This window comes from Rahnella sp. WP5 (assembly GCF_000745615.1).
Classification (GTDB): domain Bacteria; phylum Pseudomonadota; class Gammaproteobacteria; order Enterobacterales; family Enterobacteriaceae; genus Rahnella; species Rahnella aceris.
Map to the genome: position 1 here is coordinate 438,016 of NZ_KN050720.1, position 17,800 is coordinate 455,815.

The window sequence follows — 17,800 nt, forward strand, 5'->3', positions numbered from 1 at the left end:
GAAGTAGTTCTAATCGAGAAACATACAATGATCACTATCAATGTAGAAGTACGTCCACAGGACGAGCAGGGCAAAGGTGCGAGCCGCCGCCTGCGTACAGCAAACAAATTCCCAGCTATCGTTTACGGTGGCTCAGCTGCTCCGGTTTCTATCAAACTGGACCACGATTCTGTCAAGAATCTGGAAGTTAAAGCGGAGTTCTACTCTGAAGCAATTACTCTGGTTATCGACGGTAAAGAAACCAAAGTTAAAGTTCAGGCTGTACAGCGTCACCCGTTCAAGCCAAAACTGGCTCACATCGACTTCGTTCGCGTTTAATCGCTGACTGAGTTGTTGCGCATCGGGACGCCGTGCGAGAACAAATAAAAAACGCCGCTTATGCGGCGTTTTTTATTGCCTAAAATCCGCTGATACCCTAAATAATTCAGGTTGCAGGAAGGCGGCAAGTTCGTGAATCCCCGGGAGCCTAGATAGCTAAGTGACCGGGGTGAGCGAACGCAGCCAACGCATCTGCAGCCTGAAGTATGACGGGTATTATTTATTACCCGCTTTACGCTGTAACTGATCCCGCAAATTCGGCGGTGTGCCTTTAATGGTCAGCGTATCGGTGGCAGGATCCCAGAAAATGCGTTCGCCCATCAGCATGGCATCAAAGTTGATGCTCAGACCGCCGCCGCTGCCGGCGAATTTGGTCAGCTGACGCAAGGTGCTGCGATCGGCCGGGAAGGTTTCTTCCAGCTGATAGCCCTGCTCCTGGGTAAATTCTTTAAATTTCTTGTCATTCCACGGCGGCAGTTCTTCGGACAGATCATCCAGCGCGATCTCCTCGCCCGCCTGCAGTTGCTCGTTGCAGTAGGTATAAACCTGCTGACGGTAGTTCTGACGCTCGTTTTTATCGAGCTGCGCTTCGGTACAGAAATCGTCAACCGCCTGCAGCAGGCCACGGTTCTGCGCCTTGGTATCCAGACCTTCGGATGCGCCGAGGAAATCCATAAAGAAGTCAGAGACTTTGCGCCCTACCCGGCCTTTCAGGAAGGTGAGGTAACGGGTCGATTCCGGATTGGTTTCCCATTCCGTCAGATCAATACGCGCCACAATATCCGCATGATTGATGTCGAGATAATGAATGCTGCTGACATCCAGCTGTTCATTGACGCGCATACTGCTGCGGCTGTTCAGCACGGCAACCAGTAAATATTCGACTGCCAGGAAGCGGTAATGACAGAAAAGCACCACGCCGCCTTCGGCAAACGGGTATTTCGCCAGTTCGTCACGCAGACGGCCAGTGGCAGCGCGGCTGAATGACAGGAAATCGTCGTCCCCTTTGCGGCAACTGCGTAATGCGACTGCCAGCTCGCTGTCTTCATTGAACAGACCGTACGCTTTGCTTTTTGCACTGTAGACGCGGTGCAGTTCTGCCATCATTTCATCAACGGCAGCATTGGGCGTCAGAAGCGTATCACGCAGCACAACATCCAGCGTTTGCTCATCACGTTTGTTCAACTGGTGCAGAGCGATCTGCTCGAGATCCAGACTCATGGGGATTTTCTCCTGTAAGAATTGCAGCCGTGTAAGAAGGGTTTGTCTGCGGGGCGTATTCAAACACCGAAGCGTCAAAGCCGCAACCGCTCATGCCTTAGAAATAAGAGTTTGATGCGAGAAAAAACCCAAAATAATTCGTGTTGCAGGAAGGCGGCAAACGAAGAAATCCCGATGAGCTTACGCCGGTAAGTGATTCGGGTGACTGAGTGCAGTCAACGCATCTGCAACCCGAAGTGTGAAGGGGTTATAAAAATGCGGAAAACAGAGGCGTGATACGCTAAGATATTGGACTTTGTCGGATCAAGAAGCACAATACTCTATGGCACAATCATCCCGTTACAGTGACGAACACGTTGAACAGCTCCTTTCCGAGCTGGCGACAGTTCTGGAAAAACACCGCGCCCCGACAGACCTGTCTCTGATGGTTCTGGGCAATATGGTGACAAACCTTATTAATACCAGCGTCGCTCCTGCACAGCGCAAAGCCTTGTCGCAGTCCTTTGCGAAAGCGTTGCAAGCGTCGATAAGAGAAGATAAAGCCCATTAATTCACAACTTGCCCAAACCCTCTCATGGTGACAAATCGTCAGCGCTATCGCGAAAAAGTATCCCAGATGATCAGCTGGGGCCACTGGTTCGCCCTGTTTAATATCCTGCTCATTCTTGGGATCGGCAGCCGCTACCTGTTTGTTTCTGACTGGCCTTCTTCATTGCAGGGGCGTATTTACGCGCTGGTCAGCTGGCTTGGGCATTTCAGTTTTATCGGTTTCTCGGCATATTTACTGATCATCTTCCCGCTCACCTTCGTGGTGATGTCGCAACGCCTGCTGCGGTTCTTATCCGCTATCCTGGCTACCGCCGGGCTGACCCTGCTCCTGGTCGATACCGAAGTCTTTACCCGTTTCCACCTGCATATTAATCCGGTTGTGTGGGAACTGGTGGTCAATCCCGTTCAGGGCGAGATGGCACGCGACTGGCAGCTGATGTTTATTGCTGTGCCGGTGATATTCCTGCTCGAAATGCTGTTTGGTACCTGGGCGTGGCAAAAGCTGCGCAGCCTGAACCGCCGTAATTTCGCCAAGCCGATTGTCGTGCTGTTCATTGCCAGCTTCTTTGCTTCGCATCTGATGTATATCTGGGCGGATGCCAACTTCTATCGCCCGATCACCATGCAGCGCGCGAATCTTCCGCTGTCGTATCCGATGACGGCGCGCAAATTCCTTGAAAAACACGGCTTGCTGAATGCCGGTGAATACCAGAAACGGCTGATCGAACAAGGCAACCCTGAAGCGCTGGCCGTGGAATATCCGCTGAATAGCCTCAGCTTCGCGAAAACCGGGTCGAAGTATAATTTGCTGATGGTGGTACTCGACGGTGTCCATACCGCCACGCTGGATAAAGACATGCCAGCACTGAGTGATTTTGCCAAACATAACATTCGTTTTGATCAGCATTTCAGTTCCGGAAACCGTAATGACACCGGGCAGTTCGGCCTGTTCTACGGGATTTCGCCAAGCTATATGCAGGGCATTCTGGCGGCGCGTAAACCTTCTGCGCTGGTGACATCGCTGGAGCAACAAGGTTACGAATTTGGTTTATTTGCCTCAGACGGTTTTAACAGCCCGCTGTACCGCCAGGCATTACTGACCGATTTCACCTTGCCGCCGCCAGTCAAACAGACTGACCAGCAAACCGTTTATCAATGGCAACAATGGCTGAATGGCATTGGCAACGGACCGTGGTTCTCCTACGTGAACCTGAACGGCATCAGCAGTGCATTGCGTCAGGACGGGGCCAGTGTGCCAACCGGTAACACCTTTATTCGTCGCTATCAGAACGGTGCACTGGGCGTGGATGATCAAATCAAGGCCATCCTGCAATCGTTAAAAGACCGCGGAGAGCTGGAGAAAACCGTGGTAGTCATTACCGCCTCACACGGTATTGAATTCAACGAGAATGGCACCTGGGGGTCAGGTAACTCGATGAACCGCCGCCAGTTGCAGGTTCCGCTGATCATTCACTGGCCGGGCACACCGGCGCAGAATATCGATAAGCTGACGGATCATGCCGATGTGATGACCACGCTGATGCAGCGCCTGTTGCACGTCACTACGGCCCCGGCGGATTACTCGCAGGGCGAAGATTTGTTCGCTGCGAAGCGTCGTCATAACTGGGTCACGACCAGCGACGACGGTACGCTGGTGATCACCACCCCGGACCAGACGCTGGAACTGGAAAATAACGGGGATTACCGCGCTTTTGACATTAACGGCAAGCGGATTAAAGATCAGAAACCCGAGCTTGGCTTGCTGCTTCAGGTGCTGACAGATGAAAAACGCTTCCTGGCAAACTGACATTCGCCGTTAGCGCAAAAATGAAAGCCAACCCTGACCGGTTGGCTTTTTTATTGGGGCCACGCCCATTTTCCCCTATCAAATTATTTGACCTTCTTCTTGAAAAGAATGTCGTTTATAGCGCAGCCTGAAACCGTTACGGTGGACCCTATATTCTGATAACTTTCTAAAAAATGAGCGGAGTGCAACCATCGTGGCGGGACTGGTCAACGGAAAATGGGTAAGCGGCGACGTCGCGAAAGAAGAAATAAAAAACGGGGCATTTCATCGTGAGGAAACTTCCTTTCGCCAGACACATCTTGAGCCGGAAGCCGGACGGTATCAGCTTTTCGTCTCTTATTTGTGTCCGTGGGCCTCGCGCACGTTAATTTTCCGCCATCTGAAAGGGCTGGAAAAATTCATTCAGGTATCCGTTGCTCAGCCGGTGATTGGTGAAAATGGCTGGACGTTCGACACGCCGCAGGATGCAGGCGAAAAGATTGAGCAGGTGCGTTACATCCATCAGCTCTATACCGCCAGCGATGCACACTATACCGGCAAAGTATCCGTGCCCGTACTGTGGGACCGTCGCGAAGGACGTATCATCAATAATGAATCGGCTGACATTATCCGCATTCTTAACCATACGTTTGATGCACTGACCGGAAATCGGGATAACTTTTACCCTGCTGCCCTGCGCGAAGACATCGACCGCTGGAATGAAGTGATTTATCACGACGTCAACAACGGTGTGTACAAGACGGGCTTTGCGAAGACTCAGGAAAGTTATAACGCCGCCGTGACCCAACTGTTCGGCACGCTCGATACCCTTGAGGCGCATTTAAACACCCACCGGTACATGGCCGGTGAATATATTACCGAAGCCGACTGGCGTCTGTTCGTCACTCTGGTGCGTTTCGACAGCGCGTATCACGGTGCCTTCAAATGTAATATTCGCCGTATTGAAGACTATCGAAATCTTTCAAATTATTTGCGTGAACTCTATCAGTGGCCGGGGATCAGCGACACGGTAAACCTGGCGCATATCAAACAAGGTTACTACGGTATTTTATGGCTGAACCCGACAGGTATCGTTCCGGCAGGTCCGCAGCTTGATCTGCGCCGCCCTCACGATCGTCAGCGTCTCATCGGGCGCGGCGTTATGCAGAGAACAGACTAAAAATCACTTGGACCCGCACAAATAAGACTGTATATTTCAACAGTTATTTCTCCCTGTCTTTTATGAGGAAAGTTATGCGGGTCGAACTGATTTTTGACAAACGGAATGTCTCCGGCATCCCCAATGCCAGTGAAAAGATTGAAGCGGAACTGGTTAAACGGGTACACCGTCTGTTTCCTGACGCGGAAGTAAAAGTAAAACCGATGCAGGCTAACGGGCTGAATACCCACGGTGCCAGCAAGCAGGAACGTTCGCAGTTAAATCAAATGTTAGAGGAAATGTTCGAAGAAGCCGACGAGTGGCTCGCTGTGGAGTAAAAATCCACCTTGCCGTTGCACTTACTTACAAAGAGCAATTGAAATAAACAATCCATCGCTATGGCTTAATATAAGATGTGCGGGTTATACGAAATTCATTATCAATCAGAGCGATGAGTTGCACATAATGAGGTACAGAACTGGGTGATTTCATCCGGTACATTGTTCCCGCACCTTCGCTTTTCGCTTCACACGCGCCAATGACTTTGCGAAACCGCCATGCCACCGAGCCTAAAAAAATCCAGCGCCCAACCTAATTTCTACACCAAGCGCTTTGCGCTGATTTGTCTCGGTATTGTCTGTTGCCTGGCGCTTCTGCTAGGCCGGGTGGGCTACCTGCAATTGCTCAACCAGCCAATGCTGGAAAAAGAAGCCGACTCCCGCTCGTTGCGTTCCACTGTCATCCCTGCCGGGCGCGGCACTATTGTTGATCGTAACGGCCATCCGCTGGCGCTGAGCGTCGCCTCAAAAGACATTATCGCCGATCCGTTCCGTGTGCTGGAATTGCACAGCGACCTGAACAGTCCGAAGTGGCAATATCTGGCTTCCGCGCTGAATATGCCACTTTCGCAGCTCCAGCAAACCATCACCAGTGATCCTCAACGCCGCTTCGTCTATCTCGGCCGCAAAATAGAAGAAGGCATCGCCGCAGATATCAGCCAGCTGCACCTCGGCGGCATCAGCAGTCAGCTCGATGACAGCCGTTATTACCCGATGAGTGAAGCCGCAGCAAATCTGGTCGGCGTCGTCGGGACAGATAATGAAGGCCTGACAGGCGTTGAAAAAGGCTTTAATGCTCTGCTGCAGGGCAAACCGGGCATGCGCGAATACCGTCAGGATCGCCATGGCAATGTGATCGGCATCCTGAAAGAAGTCGCGCCACAACAGCCGCCAACCATCAACCTGAGTATCGACAGTTTTATGCAGTACGTTTTGTACTCGCGGCTGCGCGATGGCGTCACGCTTAACCAGGCTGAATCCGGTGCTGCTGTTCTGGTGGATGTGAATACCGGTGAGATTTTAGGGATGGCGTCCTATCCGTCCTATAATCCCAATAACTATGCCGGTGTTCAGGCAAAAGACATGCGAAATGTGGCGATCAGCGACAGTTTCGAACCGGGTTCGACGGTCAAACCGCTGGTGGTGATGGCGGGTCTGAACCGCCATATGATCCGTCCGGATTCCGTTCTCGATACCCATCCGTATACCGTTAACGGCCACCTGATCCGCGACGTTGGTCATTGGCCAGCGCTGACCATCACCGGTATCTTGCAAAAATCCAGTGACATTGCGGTGTCGCACATTGCGCTGGCGATGCCTGCCAGTGTACTGGTTCAGCTTTATCAGTCCTTTGGGTTGGGCAAACCGACAGATCTGGGTATCGGTGGCGAAAGCAGTGGTTATTTCCCGCTCCACCGTGACCGCTGGGCTGATATCGAGCGCGCTACCTTCTCCTTTGGCTACGGCCTGCGCGTCACGCCACTGCAAATCGCCCGTGAATACGCCACGATTGGTGCCGAAGGTATTTACCGACCGCTGTCGATAACCAAAGTCACGCCGCCAGTGCTTGGCACCCGTGTGATGTCGGCTGACGTGGTCAGAACCGTGATTCATATGATGGAAAGTGACGCCCTGCCCGGCGGTTCCGGCCTCAGCGCTGCGGTGCCGGGATACCGTCTGGCGATTAAAACCGGTACGGCGGAAAAAATGGGAGCCAGTGGCAAATACGACGGCGGTTACATCAACTACACCGCCGGTGTTGCGCCTGCCAGTAATCCGCGTGTTGCACTGGTGGTGATGGTCAATAATCCGCAAGCGGGCAAGCACTTCGGTGGTTCGGTTGCAGGCCCGATTTTCGGGCAGATTATGGGCGAAATCCTTAACCATATGAACATTGCACCGGATGCGCTGGTGCCGGAAACGCCACCAACGACGGTGATTAATGGCGGGCAGAAAACCGATCTGGTACGTCGCCCGGCCACAGACGGTTAATCAAACGCGAGCAAAAAGATTAAAAATTTCTGACAGACTGGATCTCACAGAAATAAGCGGTTAACGTTCGCAGTGTTTGTGGCTAAAGAAATTGCTGGCTGACTCACTGTGGAGGAAGAGCGCAAGCTCTGTAAAAAAAAGAATGAAACGGCTTCTTATCGTATTTTTGATCTTTGTTGCGGTTTGTCTGGGTGTGATTGCACTGAATATGCAGGGCAGCAGCCCCTGGTAACTGAGTTCCGTTCCCTGAAAAGGGATAAAGGGAGACATCATTTTGCCAACCGGTAAGAACTTTGTGGTTTTGATTGTTCTTATTCTCGTCGGGATAGTCGTGGTGGACGATGGCATCGCCCGTTTGATCCACTGGATCCTGTTGCGTTAAAACATGGCCCGCGCGGCTGTCATTACAGTCCTGCCCACCGGGCCATTATTGTCTGCCCACCCCCTGAACATCTCTGAGCAACAGCTGCCACGCCAACCTGGCGAACTCGTGTATAATAGCGGTATTCAACCTTAATACAGACTGGTTATGGCTCAAGACATTCATATCGCTATCGTCTGCGCACTCAGCAAATGGATTGAAGGCCATCTTGGTCGTGTGATCCATCTTGAAGAACTGGCTGAGTATTCAGGCTATTCGCTCTGGCACATGCAAAAACTGTTCAAAGAATCGACAGGCATTTCTCTGGGGAAGTACATCAGGGAACGCCGTCTGGCGAGTGCTGTTTATCAGCTGAGCAGCAGTGAAACCCCGATTTTTGACATTGCTATGGATTTCGGTTTTGGTTCGCAATCGCATTTCACCTACATGTTCCGCAAGCGTTTCAACATAACACCACATGAATTCCGCCAGAACCCTGACATCAAGCTTGATGTCTCTCCCCCGCTGCATCTCATCCATCAGAAATCTGCCTGAAGCTGTCAGAAATCCACAAAAAACGCGGCCATCAGAGGCCGCGTTCTTTTACTGCTTATTCTTTACTGCTAAGCGCTATTCTGTGTCTGAGAAAGGCACGCTTAGAACTGATACACCAGACCTACCGCCGTCACGTCATCGGTATTGATGCCAGCGTTGTCGGTGAAGGTGCTGCTGTCGATCAGGTTAATTTTATAGTCAACGTAGGCTGACATGTTTTTGTTGAAGTAGTAAGTCGCACCGAGGTCAACAAATTTAACCAGATCCTGATCCTGGTAGTTATTACCCAGACGGTCTGAACCTAAATCTTTACCGCGGGTTTGGTTATAAGCTACGAACGGACGCAGACCGAAATCGAACTGATAACTTGCATAGGCTTCAAATGCCTGGGATTCGTTAGCATAACCGTAAGCTTCTGAATCGGTGGAACCGAAGCGGGAAGCGTTGTAAGCCTGGGTAAACATCGCAGCCAGATAGACGTTATTCGCGTCATATTTCAGACCCCCGGTGTAGCCTTCGGCTTTTTTACCGTCGCCCATGATACCCGGTGCAGAGTTCTGCTCGTCAGTACGGTCAGAGTTGAAGAATGCACCTGCTACGCTGACGCCCGCGCCAATATCGTAGCTCAACGACATACCGTAACCGTCGCCGTTCTGTGTCAGCACATCGCGGGTACCTGGTTCGCCGCCGCCGCTGTCGTTTTTACCCTGATATTGCAGGGCAAAGTGCAGGCCATCGACCAGACCAAAGAAGTTGTCGTTGCGGTAAGTTGCCACGCCGTTGGTACGCTGATAAAGGAACTGGTCAGCACCATAAGTGGAACCATCGAACTCAGGCTGCATGTCGGTCCAGGCGGCAACGTCATACATCACGCCGTTGTTACGACCGTAGTCGAATGAACCCATGTCGCCAAATTTCAGACCTGCAAAACCATAACGGGTAAATGCGCGGTCACCGTCATCAGAGCTTTCAGCCTGATTAGCCTGAACCTGATATTCCCATTGGCCGTAACCCGTCAGTTGATCAGTAATCTGGGTTTCGCCTTTGAAACCAAGGCGGATGTAGCTCTGATCGCCATCAGAACCTTTGTCGTTAGAGAAGTAGTGCAAGCCATCCACTAAACCGTACAGGTCCAGTTTATTACCATCTTTATTATAAACTTCTGCCGCACTTGCTGATCCCGCCACCACTAAAGCAGGGATCATGAGTGAAAGAACACGGATTTTCATTTTTTTGTCCTCGATAGGTGTCGGACCGTGCCACTAAATGTAAAGTACAGTTTTTTTTACCGCTTTAAATCTGCATAACGTTTTTTGTATCTGTATAAATGTTGGCCCGACATGGCAGTTCCATTCTCATGATATAGATTCTTTTAATCCAGAAAGAAAATGATACGAAATTAGTGAAGACATTACTTATATATTAGAATATGTAACAATATATTAATATTGCGTAAATTTACGTCTGTTTATTTTTGTTAAAATAAAGCACGCAAAGCTAATTTAATAAAAAAATGATATATATCAATTAATTAATTAAACCCGTTACCGCACTAAGTGATAAATCATACATTCAGCAATAATATATACTCTCTCTCGCTATCATCATTATTTGTTATTCAATTACCCTCATTCCCCGTTTTGTGGAAACAACAGCCGGCCCTTTGTGGCCGGTTTTTTTTGATTTACAAAGATATAATATCACTCTGTGACATTCATCATTGATTATATCGCGCCCGTTGACTGTATTTCTCCATAATTACTTCACATTATCTCCATCTTTTGAATTTCGATTTTCTTAATATTCGATATCTAATCCATTAAATTAATAAGGTATTTTCGGAAAATTATTAATCGATATTGTGGAGAGGCTTTGTTGGTCAGCGACACTTCAGATCCGTTACTATAGCCAAAGTCAGACCAATCCCGCTGATCACCGCCGGGAAGACCGATAAACTGCGGTGCCACGCAACAGCTTCTTTATTCAACCGTTCAGGGAACCTCATGCCACAACAGGATCAGCTCGACAACATATCCAAAGCCAGAATGCTTCTGGCAACCCGCCGTTTTCTAAAACTCGACGAGTGGCTGTTGTCACTGATGCGTGGCTGGCAGAATCAGGGCGAAGGCCAAAGCGATTACGGCCTGCTGATGCATCCGGCTACTCTGTTTACCGGTACGGAATCGCCTGCACTTAATCCGCTGGAAGTTCTCAGTGACTGGGCGCAGCAATGCCCGCAGAGCTACCACGCTCACGTATTGCTGGGCATGGTCTGGCATGAAAATGCCTGGTTGATCCGCCAGTCTCAGGGCGAAAATGAAATTGAAGATCACCAGTGGCTCGGTGCCCAGTTGTGTTGCGATTACGCCGTGCTGGCGTTTTTACGCGCCATCGAATTACACCCGCGCCCGACTCATGCGTTCCGCCATCTGATGAATCTCAGCGGGGGTTTCGGTGAGCCTTACTGGCTGAAATCTCTTTTCGCTGGCGAAATCCCCAAGCCCCTGCATGAGAAGTTTTCGATTCAGGACAGTGAAATCTGGCAAGCCGGGGTGGCGCATATCCACGCCCTCGGGTTCGAACCTGCCACACACTGGCCGCAAATGTTACCTGCCGCGTTACAGCAAACCCGAAAAACCGGTGAAGAAGCGCTGGATTACTGGTTGCGCATGGCGATGTCCGTGCGTCACGCCGACGTCGGCACGATGGAATCCTACCTGTTATTCCATTCCGCGTTCTGGGGCGGCAGCGACGAGCAACAGATGCTGATTATCGACAGCCCGCTGTGTGCGGAATTCAGCGATGAAGAACGTAACCAGTTTCGTGCGAACGCGCTGTGCGATGCGCTATCCGGCGATATTGCAGAACGGGAATCACCGCGGGCGCAGGAACTCCAGCAGCGTTTGGCGACTTTACTGGCTCAGCCCCTCACGCCTGAAACCCGCGTCCGCCTGCTGGATTTCGCCGGGATTTGTACCGCTTACTGGCAGGATGATGATCAGGCCGGCCTGACCGTTTATGACGCATTGTTCGCCGTTTCACCGCAGGCGATGCCGGGCCATTCTGCCCGCATGTTTATTTCCCGCGCCGTGCTGGCAAACGGTCATGAAGAAGGTTTGCCGGTACTCACTCAGTTACTGACCCGCGGCCTGAGCCAGGCCAATGATCCGGTGCTGGTCGCGTTTGCCGCGACGGCGCTGCAATTCGGATTGTACGGACTGCCAGCCCGGCCAGAGTTAAGTGAAGGGCTGATGGAACACGCGTGGTCGCTTATCCAGCAATCGGGGGATGAACAACCGGTCAGCGATCTGGTCACGCTGGCGCATGATATGGCAATCAATGACGACATCGATGCCGCTCATTTTCTGATGACCGGCATGGCGCGCCACGGCAGTGCCATTCACTGCTACGAGCTGTATTTCTTCTACCGCAACGGCTGGCACCATGATGTGCCTGAGCATTATCACAATGACAGTAATGCGATGGATTGCGTGCTCAGCGCCGCCCGCTCTGGCATGGTTCCGGCTATGTTTACCTGCGCTAACGCGCTGCGCGACGGGCTGAGCGGCGAACCGGATTATGAACAGGCGATGCAGTGGTATCAGCGCGCGATAGACGCCGGGCACCTGTCCGCCGCCTACTATCGCGCCAGTTGCGCGCTGGATAATGGCTCCGATGCCGAGAAACGTCAGGCAGCAGAAGTGTGGCTGCCGGAAATTCTGCATAACGCCGCGCACCCGGATCGCGCCGAAGCCGCTTATACCCTTGGCATGGCCTGGCTGACCGGTACCGGCGTGAAGAAAAACCGTTATATCGCGGATAAATTTATGGAATTCGTGCTCGAGCTGAACCCGGAATCCGAGGCGGCGAAGCAGGTTCACGATGAACTCAGCGGCTCGCTGCGGGCGAGGATGAATCTTTGGCAGGATAAGCGCAAGACTGAGATTGAAGATCCTATCGCCGGGTTTAGATTGCAGGAGCCGCTGCAATAGCGGCTTGAACCCCTTTTATAAAGGTGCAAATTTTGGGTTTTCATGGCCGTGAAGGCTTGAGCGGGAATATTTCGGTTTCTCAATAACTGTTATCGCAGAGCCTTTCGCGCCGAAACCGACCAAGAGGGAAAAGTGCTTTTTACCTCTTGGATCTCCCTTCGCTTTTTCAACAAGCGCTATCGCGTGCTGGCTATGTTTCAGGTACCACAGCGACAGGCTGGAAATCTTGCCGCTGCGCGGTTCCTTCTCTCGGTCTTCGAGCCACAGGTCTCGAAGCCGCTCCGTTCAGCAAGATTTCTGAATCGCCCGCACGATCTTAAATTCAACGACAGAATGTTTTATCTTTCCTCCTCCCCCTGCGAAGGGGGAGGTTGGGAGGGGGTTTTACGGGCTAACACTTAGTCAAAGCTTACTTTAACTCTCTGATTTTTCTTTAATACCCCACCCCAACCCTCCCCTTCGCAGGGGAGGGAGCTTTATGGCTATCACTGCGGCAGCTGAAACATAGTCAGCGAGCAGAGCGCGCAGTTAAAAAAGCGCCGGAGTCCAGAGGGCGCGCGCTTACGCGTCCTCTGGGCTAGTTTGGGCGGCGAGCCCAAGGTGTTGACCTTAAAGCCGCATCAGCAGCGGCCTCCTGCTTACCTCTCCCTCAGGGATTCTTTCACCTTATTCAACGGTTTAATCAGATAATCCAGCACGCTTTTCTGACCGGTTTTGATATCCACATTCGCCACCATCCCCGGCACGATCGGGAACTGGCGCCCGGCTTTGTTGGTCAGGAAAGCTTTATCGGTGCGGACATACACACGGTAATAATACTGGTCGCGCTTCACTTCATCCTGCAACGTATCCGGTGAGACACCTTCAACTTTACCGTCCAGATCGCCATAGATTGATGAATCATATGCAGAGATTTTTACCGTGGCAGGCAGTCCGGGGCGGATATAGGCGATGTCGCGCGGGTTAATGCGGGTTTCGATCAGCAGCTGATCTTCAATCGGCACGATTTCCATCAGCTTGCCACCCGGTTGCAGAACACCGCCGACAGTGGAAACCTGAATGTCTTTAACAATGCCGTGAACCGGCGAATACAGTTCAGAGCGCGTCACCTGATCTTCTTTACCGGCCAACACCTGCAATTCAGCGTCCAGATCGGCGTTATTTTTCACCTGCTCCTCACGCGCGCGCACCGCGTACTGGTTAGTGGCATCGTCGATTTTTCCGCGCAGTTCGCTGGCCTGACGTTTGAGACGAATGACTTCAACCTGCCCCGCCGCACCTTTGGCCACCAGGGGTTGCGTCATGTTGATTTCATCGTTCACCAGTCTGAGCGACTGTTGCAGGTTAGTCACCGTTTCATCACGATTCTGCTTACGCGATAAATATAACTGGCGTTCACGCGCCACCAGTTCCGGCGATTTCATGGTTTCGGGGCTGAATTTCAGCGGTGCGCCGGTCAGTTCGGCGCTCAGACGTTCAGAAGAAGCACGTAATGTCCGCACACGGGAGGCGGCCTCGCCGTAGTTTGACTGAGAACGTGTCGGGTCAAGTTGCGCCAGAAGCTGGCCGCGATTCACCACTGATCCTTCCTGCACCATCAGTTTTAAAATTACGCCACCATCGAGCGAGTCAATTTGCTGTGCTTTGCTCGATGGCGTCACTTTGCCGGTACCGACCGTTACTTCGTCCAGCACAGCAAAACGTGCCCAGACAAAAAACACCAGCAAACTGGCCAGCGTGCCCCAGATAATCCACGAGACTTTGCGGCTTTCGGCTTCCAGTTCATCATGCAATGTCAGATGTGCCATGCGGTGTCCTTAGCAGCTCAGGCTGCGCCTTGTTTTTTATCGTCCATGACCGCCGCTGCCGGAGCGGGCGTGGTGCTGGCTACTTTGGCGAGGATCTGATCCCGCGGTCCGTCAGCCACCACGCGCCCGTTATCCATCACGACGATCCTGTCCACCAGCCTGAGCAGCGCCGGACGGTGCGTCACCACAATCAGCGTCCGCCCCACCAGCCAGCTATGTAACTGACGGATGACGTATTCTTCCAGTTGTTCATCCATCGACGCGGTCGGTTCGTCCATCAGCACCACCTGCGGGTTACGCAGGATCATGCGGCTCAGCATCACCATCTGCCGCTGACCGCCGGACAACCCGCGCCCGCCTTCGTTAATGATTTTATCCAGGCTCGACGCGTCGGCCTGCACCATCGACAACGCGCCACTGATACGTAACGCCTGCAGCATTTCCTGGTCAGTCGCGTGCGGATAACCCAGCATCAGGTTCTGACGCAAGGTGCCGAAAAACAGCCGCGAATCCTGCGACAGATAACCGAGCTGGCGGCGGATATCCGCCGGTTCAACTTTAGTCATGTCGACGCCGTCGATGAGAATTTTCCCCTGCGACGGACTGGCCTGCCCCGCCAGCAGTTTGAGCAATGTGGATTTACCCGCACCGACCTTCCCGAGGATTGCCACGCGTTCGCCCGGCTTGATCTCCAGTTGCCCGATACCGAGCACATTCGGCGCATTTTCTTTGTCGTAGGTGTATTGCAGATTACGCACATTGAAATGACCGCTGAGCGTCGGGCAATGTGACAACTGCGCATCCGCTGGCCGGTCAACAGGTTTTTTCAGCAGTTCATCCAGCCCGCGCATGGCGCTTTTCGCATGCTGCCAGCGGGAAAACACCATCGTCAGTTGCATCAGCGGTGCGATGGTGCGCGATGACAACATGCTGCTGGCGACCAGCGTACCGGTGGTGATGTCGCCGCTGAGCACCAGATACACGCCGAAAACCAGCATGCCGCCGTAAGTCAGTTGCTGCACGGTGGAGGCCCAGCCTGTCAGGCGAGCGCCCCACACGCGTTGATTCATGCCCACCGCCGCGCTCACTTCGTGCGTCTGTTCCCACTGACGCTGGAAATAGGCTTCCGCCTGCAAGGCTTTGATGTCTTCGATGCCTTCGATGGTTTCCACCAACACGGCGTTGCGCAGTGCACTTTCGCGCATACCTTCTTTCGCCAGTTTGGCCATCGGCCACTGGATCAGAATGCCGGGAATGACAATCAGCGGGATCGCCAGCAGCGGGATAATCACCAGCGGGCCGCCGATGAAAAACATGATGCCAAGGAACAGCAACACGAAAGGCATATCCGCCGCCGCGCTGATGGTGGTCGAGGTCAGCAGTTCGCGCACCTGATCGATTTCACGCAACTGAGAGATAAAGGAACCGGTGGATTTCGGCCGGTCGTCGTTTTTGATATTCATCGCCCGCACGAAAAACAGCGAGGAGACTTTCAGATCGACTTTCTTGCCCATCAGATCCGACACCAGCGTACGCATCAGGCGGATGACATATTCCATCCCCGCCGCCAGCACCACGCCGAAAAACAGCACCCACAAGGTCGGGTAAGATTGCGCCGGAATAACGCGGTCATACACCTGCATTGAGAACAAAATTCCCGCCAGCGCCAGCACGTTACCGAGAATAGAGGCCAGCGAGATTTCCGCGATTTTGCGCCCGGAACCCCGGAAGTTATCCCAGAACCAGTGTTTTTTATGCGGCTGAACGAACGGGTCGATACGCTGATCGCGCCCGCGCGGTGCCACACCAACCAGAAAGACCGGGCCGGTGCTTTGCTCAAGCAACACCACCAGTTCAGCCGAACGCACTAAGTTGCCGCCGTCGCTCAGCCAGTAGTCCACCATGCCGTCGTCGTGCAGATTTTCCAGTACCGCAATGCCACCCTGTTGCAGCGTAATGACGGCAGGTAACACTTCCTGACGCCAGCGCACCTGATTCCAGCTGACCATACCCACCTGAAGCCCCATCAGACCGCTGAGCCGGTCGAGCTGACGCCGCAACGGCTGATGTTCGAACCAGCGCATTTGCTGGCGAAGATAAAGCGGATCTGCTGGTTTACCGAATGTTTCGGCCACGCGCCCCATGGCGCTTATCCAGACGTCGATCGACAAAGGTGTTGTTGCTTCATTACTCATTTCAACCTCGATATCGAATGCTTCTGGTTTATTCCCGTCCTGTCCGCGCCTTACAGCATCGGGATGGTGTCACCTGTTTGTTTGTGTCTGTCGATGCCTAACATATCGACCAGATTGTCCACGGCGGCGGCATAGCGCACCGTCGCATCCCAGCCGTCATACAGCGCGCCAATGCGCGACGTATCGGCCTGAAAAACGTCCTGCTCAACGCTGAGCAAATCGTTCAGGCTGCGCTTGCTGAGTTTGTATTCATCCTGATAAACGCTGCGGGTATGCGTCGCGCTGCCGAACTGTTCCTCACCCGCCAGTTGCCGCTGCTGACCGCCGATCATATCGGCATAAGCTGCCGACGCTTTCTGGTTGATGTCCAGCTTGGCTTTTTCGACTTCGGCCTGTGCCGCCTGCCGCTGGCCTTCTGCCGCGCGGACTTTGGCGCTGACCGCCCCGCCCTGATACACCGGCGCATCCACCGCCAGCTGTACCTGATCGTCCCAGTAAGAACCGCCACCGCCGCTGTTTTCATAGCGCGTACGTCCTGCCTGCACTTTCAGGGTCGGCCAGTGCTGAGCTTCGGTCTGATTAACTTCCTCAATCGCCGCCTGCTGTTTAGCCTGTGCGGCACGCACCAGCGTGCTGTTTTCATAAGGGATTTTGTCGAGGGTCACTTTCTGGTCCAGCAGGCTTTGCGGCAGATCCGGCAAATTATCGGACACCACGCCGGTCAGCACCGTCAGTTGTGCCTGCGCAGAACGTTGCTGCGCACGGTATTGCTCAACGGTGGCTCTCATTCCGGCGATACGCGTTTCTGCCTGCAACACGTCAGACTGTGAACTCAGTCCGGCGTCTGCCCGCAGTCTGGCGGTGTCCCGCACACGTTCGAGAGAAGCGATATTGTCGCGCGCCGCCAGGCTCAGCGCCTGATAGCGTTTGACCGAGAGATAGGCCTGCAGGGTACTGAGCGCCACATCAGTCATTGTGCTGTAAAGCGAATAACGATAGGCGTCAGACAGGTATTCCTGCTGACTGATGCTGCCGCCGGTACGACCAAAGTCATACAGCAGCTGGCTGAGCTGGACGCCCGCCGATGCGTTATTACTCAGGCTACCTGCCGAGTCAGTCTGATGTGATTTTCCGGCAGTTCCCTGTAAGGAAATCTGCGGATACCAGGCGCTTTTTGCCTCATCAAGGTTGCCTTTGCCGACGCGAATTTGCGCCGCTGCTTCTGAAATTTGCGGATTACGCGCAAATGCCCGCAGGATGGCATCCTGCAACGTCAGGCTGGCACGCATCTCCTCGGTCGGCGCAGCCTGCCAGTTAAATTCCGGCTGTTTAACCGCCGCCGTCACCCCCGAATTCCCTGTTAAACCGGTCAGGCACAAGGTGCCCAACATCACGGTCAGTGACCGCATCACTCTCTTATTTTTCATTACCGACACCACTTAATTACGCCGATTTATATTTTTGGTACTGCTCCCTCCCCTGCAAAGGGGAGGGTTGGGTGGGCGCAGTCGTTTGCAAAACCCCCT

At 53.0% G+C, this 17,800-nt stretch carries 13 protein-coding genes; 8 read left to right on the forward strand and 5 right to left on the reverse strand.

Annotation, left to right across the window (positions count from 1 at the left end; genetic code table 11):
- Positions 1-27 precede the first annotated feature (27 nt).
- Positions 28-318, forward strand: coding sequence for a 50S ribosomal protein L25 (gene rplY / locus EX31_RS19205; RefSeq protein ID WP_013574635.1), 291 nt, complete (start codon positions 28-30; stop codon positions 316-318).
- 216 nt (positions 319-534) lie between these two features.
- Here rplY and yejK read toward each other — a convergent pair whose 3' ends face one another.
- On the reverse strand, positions 535-1,539 hold the full coding sequence (gene yejK, locus EX31_RS19210; RefSeq protein ID WP_013574634.1) for a nucleoid-associated protein YejK: 1,005 nt from the start codon (positions 1,537-1,539) through the stop codon (positions 535-537).
- A 322-nt stretch (positions 1,540-1,861) separates the two neighbouring features.
- On the opposite strand from yejK, the gene EX31_RS19215 reads away from it, so the two are divergent.
- The 6 genes from EX31_RS19215 to EX31_RS19240 all read left to right on the forward strand — a co-directional run bounded on the left by EX31_RS19215 (position 1,862) and on the right by EX31_RS19240 (position 8,279).
- The gene (locus tag EX31_RS19215; protein ID WP_015696497.1) at positions 1,862-2,089 is read left to right on the forward strand and encodes a YejL family protein; all 228 of its coding nucleotides are present in this window, start codon (positions 1,862-1,864) and stop codon (positions 2,087-2,089) included.
- Positions 2,090-2,113: 24 nt separating this feature from the next.
- Positions 2,114-3,895 (forward strand): LPS biosynthesis-modulating metalloenzyme YejM, encoded by a 1,782-nt coding sequence (gene yejM, locus EX31_RS19220; RefSeq protein ID WP_037036165.1) that lies wholly within the window; start codon positions 2,114-2,116, stop codon positions 3,893-3,895.
- Between the two features lie 193 nt (positions 3,896-4,088).
- Positions 4,089-5,054 (forward strand): glutathione S-transferase family protein, encoded by a 966-nt coding sequence (locus EX31_RS19225; protein WP_037036167.1) that lies wholly within the window; start codon positions 4,089-4,091, stop codon positions 5,052-5,054.
- Between the two features lie 74 nt (positions 5,055-5,128).
- Positions 5,129-5,371 carry a DinI family protein gene (locus tag EX31_RS19230; RefSeq protein WP_013574630.1) on the forward strand — a complete coding sequence of 81 codons (243 nt, stop codon included), beginning with the start codon at positions 5,129-5,131 and terminating at the stop codon, positions 5,369-5,371.
- Positions 5,372-5,590: 219 nt separating this feature from the next.
- Positions 5,591-7,363, forward strand: coding sequence for a penicillin-binding transpeptidase domain-containing protein (locus EX31_RS19235; RefSeq protein WP_013574629.1), 1,773 nt, complete (start codon positions 5,591-5,593; stop codon positions 7,361-7,363).
- A 529-nt stretch (positions 7,364-7,892) separates the two neighbouring features.
- Positions 7,893-8,279 carry a helix-turn-helix domain-containing protein gene (locus EX31_RS19240; RefSeq protein ID WP_013574628.1) on the forward strand — a complete coding sequence of 129 codons (387 nt, stop codon included), beginning with the start codon at positions 7,893-7,895 and terminating at the stop codon, positions 8,277-8,279.
- 101 nt (positions 8,280-8,380) lie between these two features.
- On the opposite strand, the gene ompC is transcribed toward EX31_RS19240, so the two are convergent.
- Positions 8,381-9,508, reverse strand: coding sequence for a porin OmpC (ompC, locus tag EX31_RS19245; RefSeq protein WP_013574627.1), 1,128 nt, complete (start codon positions 9,506-9,508; stop codon positions 8,381-8,383).
- Positions 9,509-10,282: 774 nt separating this feature from the next.
- On the opposite strand from ompC, the gene EX31_RS19250 reads away from it, so the two are divergent.
- On the forward strand, positions 10,283-12,271 hold the full coding sequence (locus EX31_RS19250; protein WP_037036169.1) for a DUF4034 domain-containing protein: 1,989 nt from the start codon (positions 10,283-10,285) through the stop codon (positions 12,269-12,271).
- Positions 12,272-12,909: 638 nt separating this feature from the next.
- Here EX31_RS19250 and EX31_RS19255 read toward each other — a convergent pair.
- The 3 genes from EX31_RS19255 to EX31_RS19265 are packed head-to-tail and all read right to left on the reverse strand — an operon-like array spanning position 12,910 to position 17,701.
- The gene (locus tag EX31_RS19255; protein WP_013574625.1) at positions 12,910-14,079 is read right to left on the reverse strand and encodes an HlyD family efflux transporter periplasmic adaptor subunit; all 1,170 of its coding nucleotides are present in this window, start codon (positions 14,077-14,079) and stop codon (positions 12,910-12,912) included.
- A gap of 17 nt (positions 14,080-14,096) precedes the next feature.
- On the reverse strand, positions 14,097-16,274 hold the full coding sequence (locus EX31_RS19260; RefSeq protein ID WP_072012293.1) for a type I secretion system permease/ATPase: 2,178 nt from the start codon (positions 16,272-16,274) through the stop codon (positions 14,097-14,099).
- A gap of 50 nt (positions 16,275-16,324) precedes the next feature.
- A complete protein-coding gene (locus EX31_RS19265; protein WP_037036172.1) occupies positions 16,325-17,701 on the reverse strand; it encodes a TolC family outer membrane protein in 1,377 nt (458 codons plus the stop codon).
- Positions 17,702-17,800 lie beyond the last annotated feature (99 nt).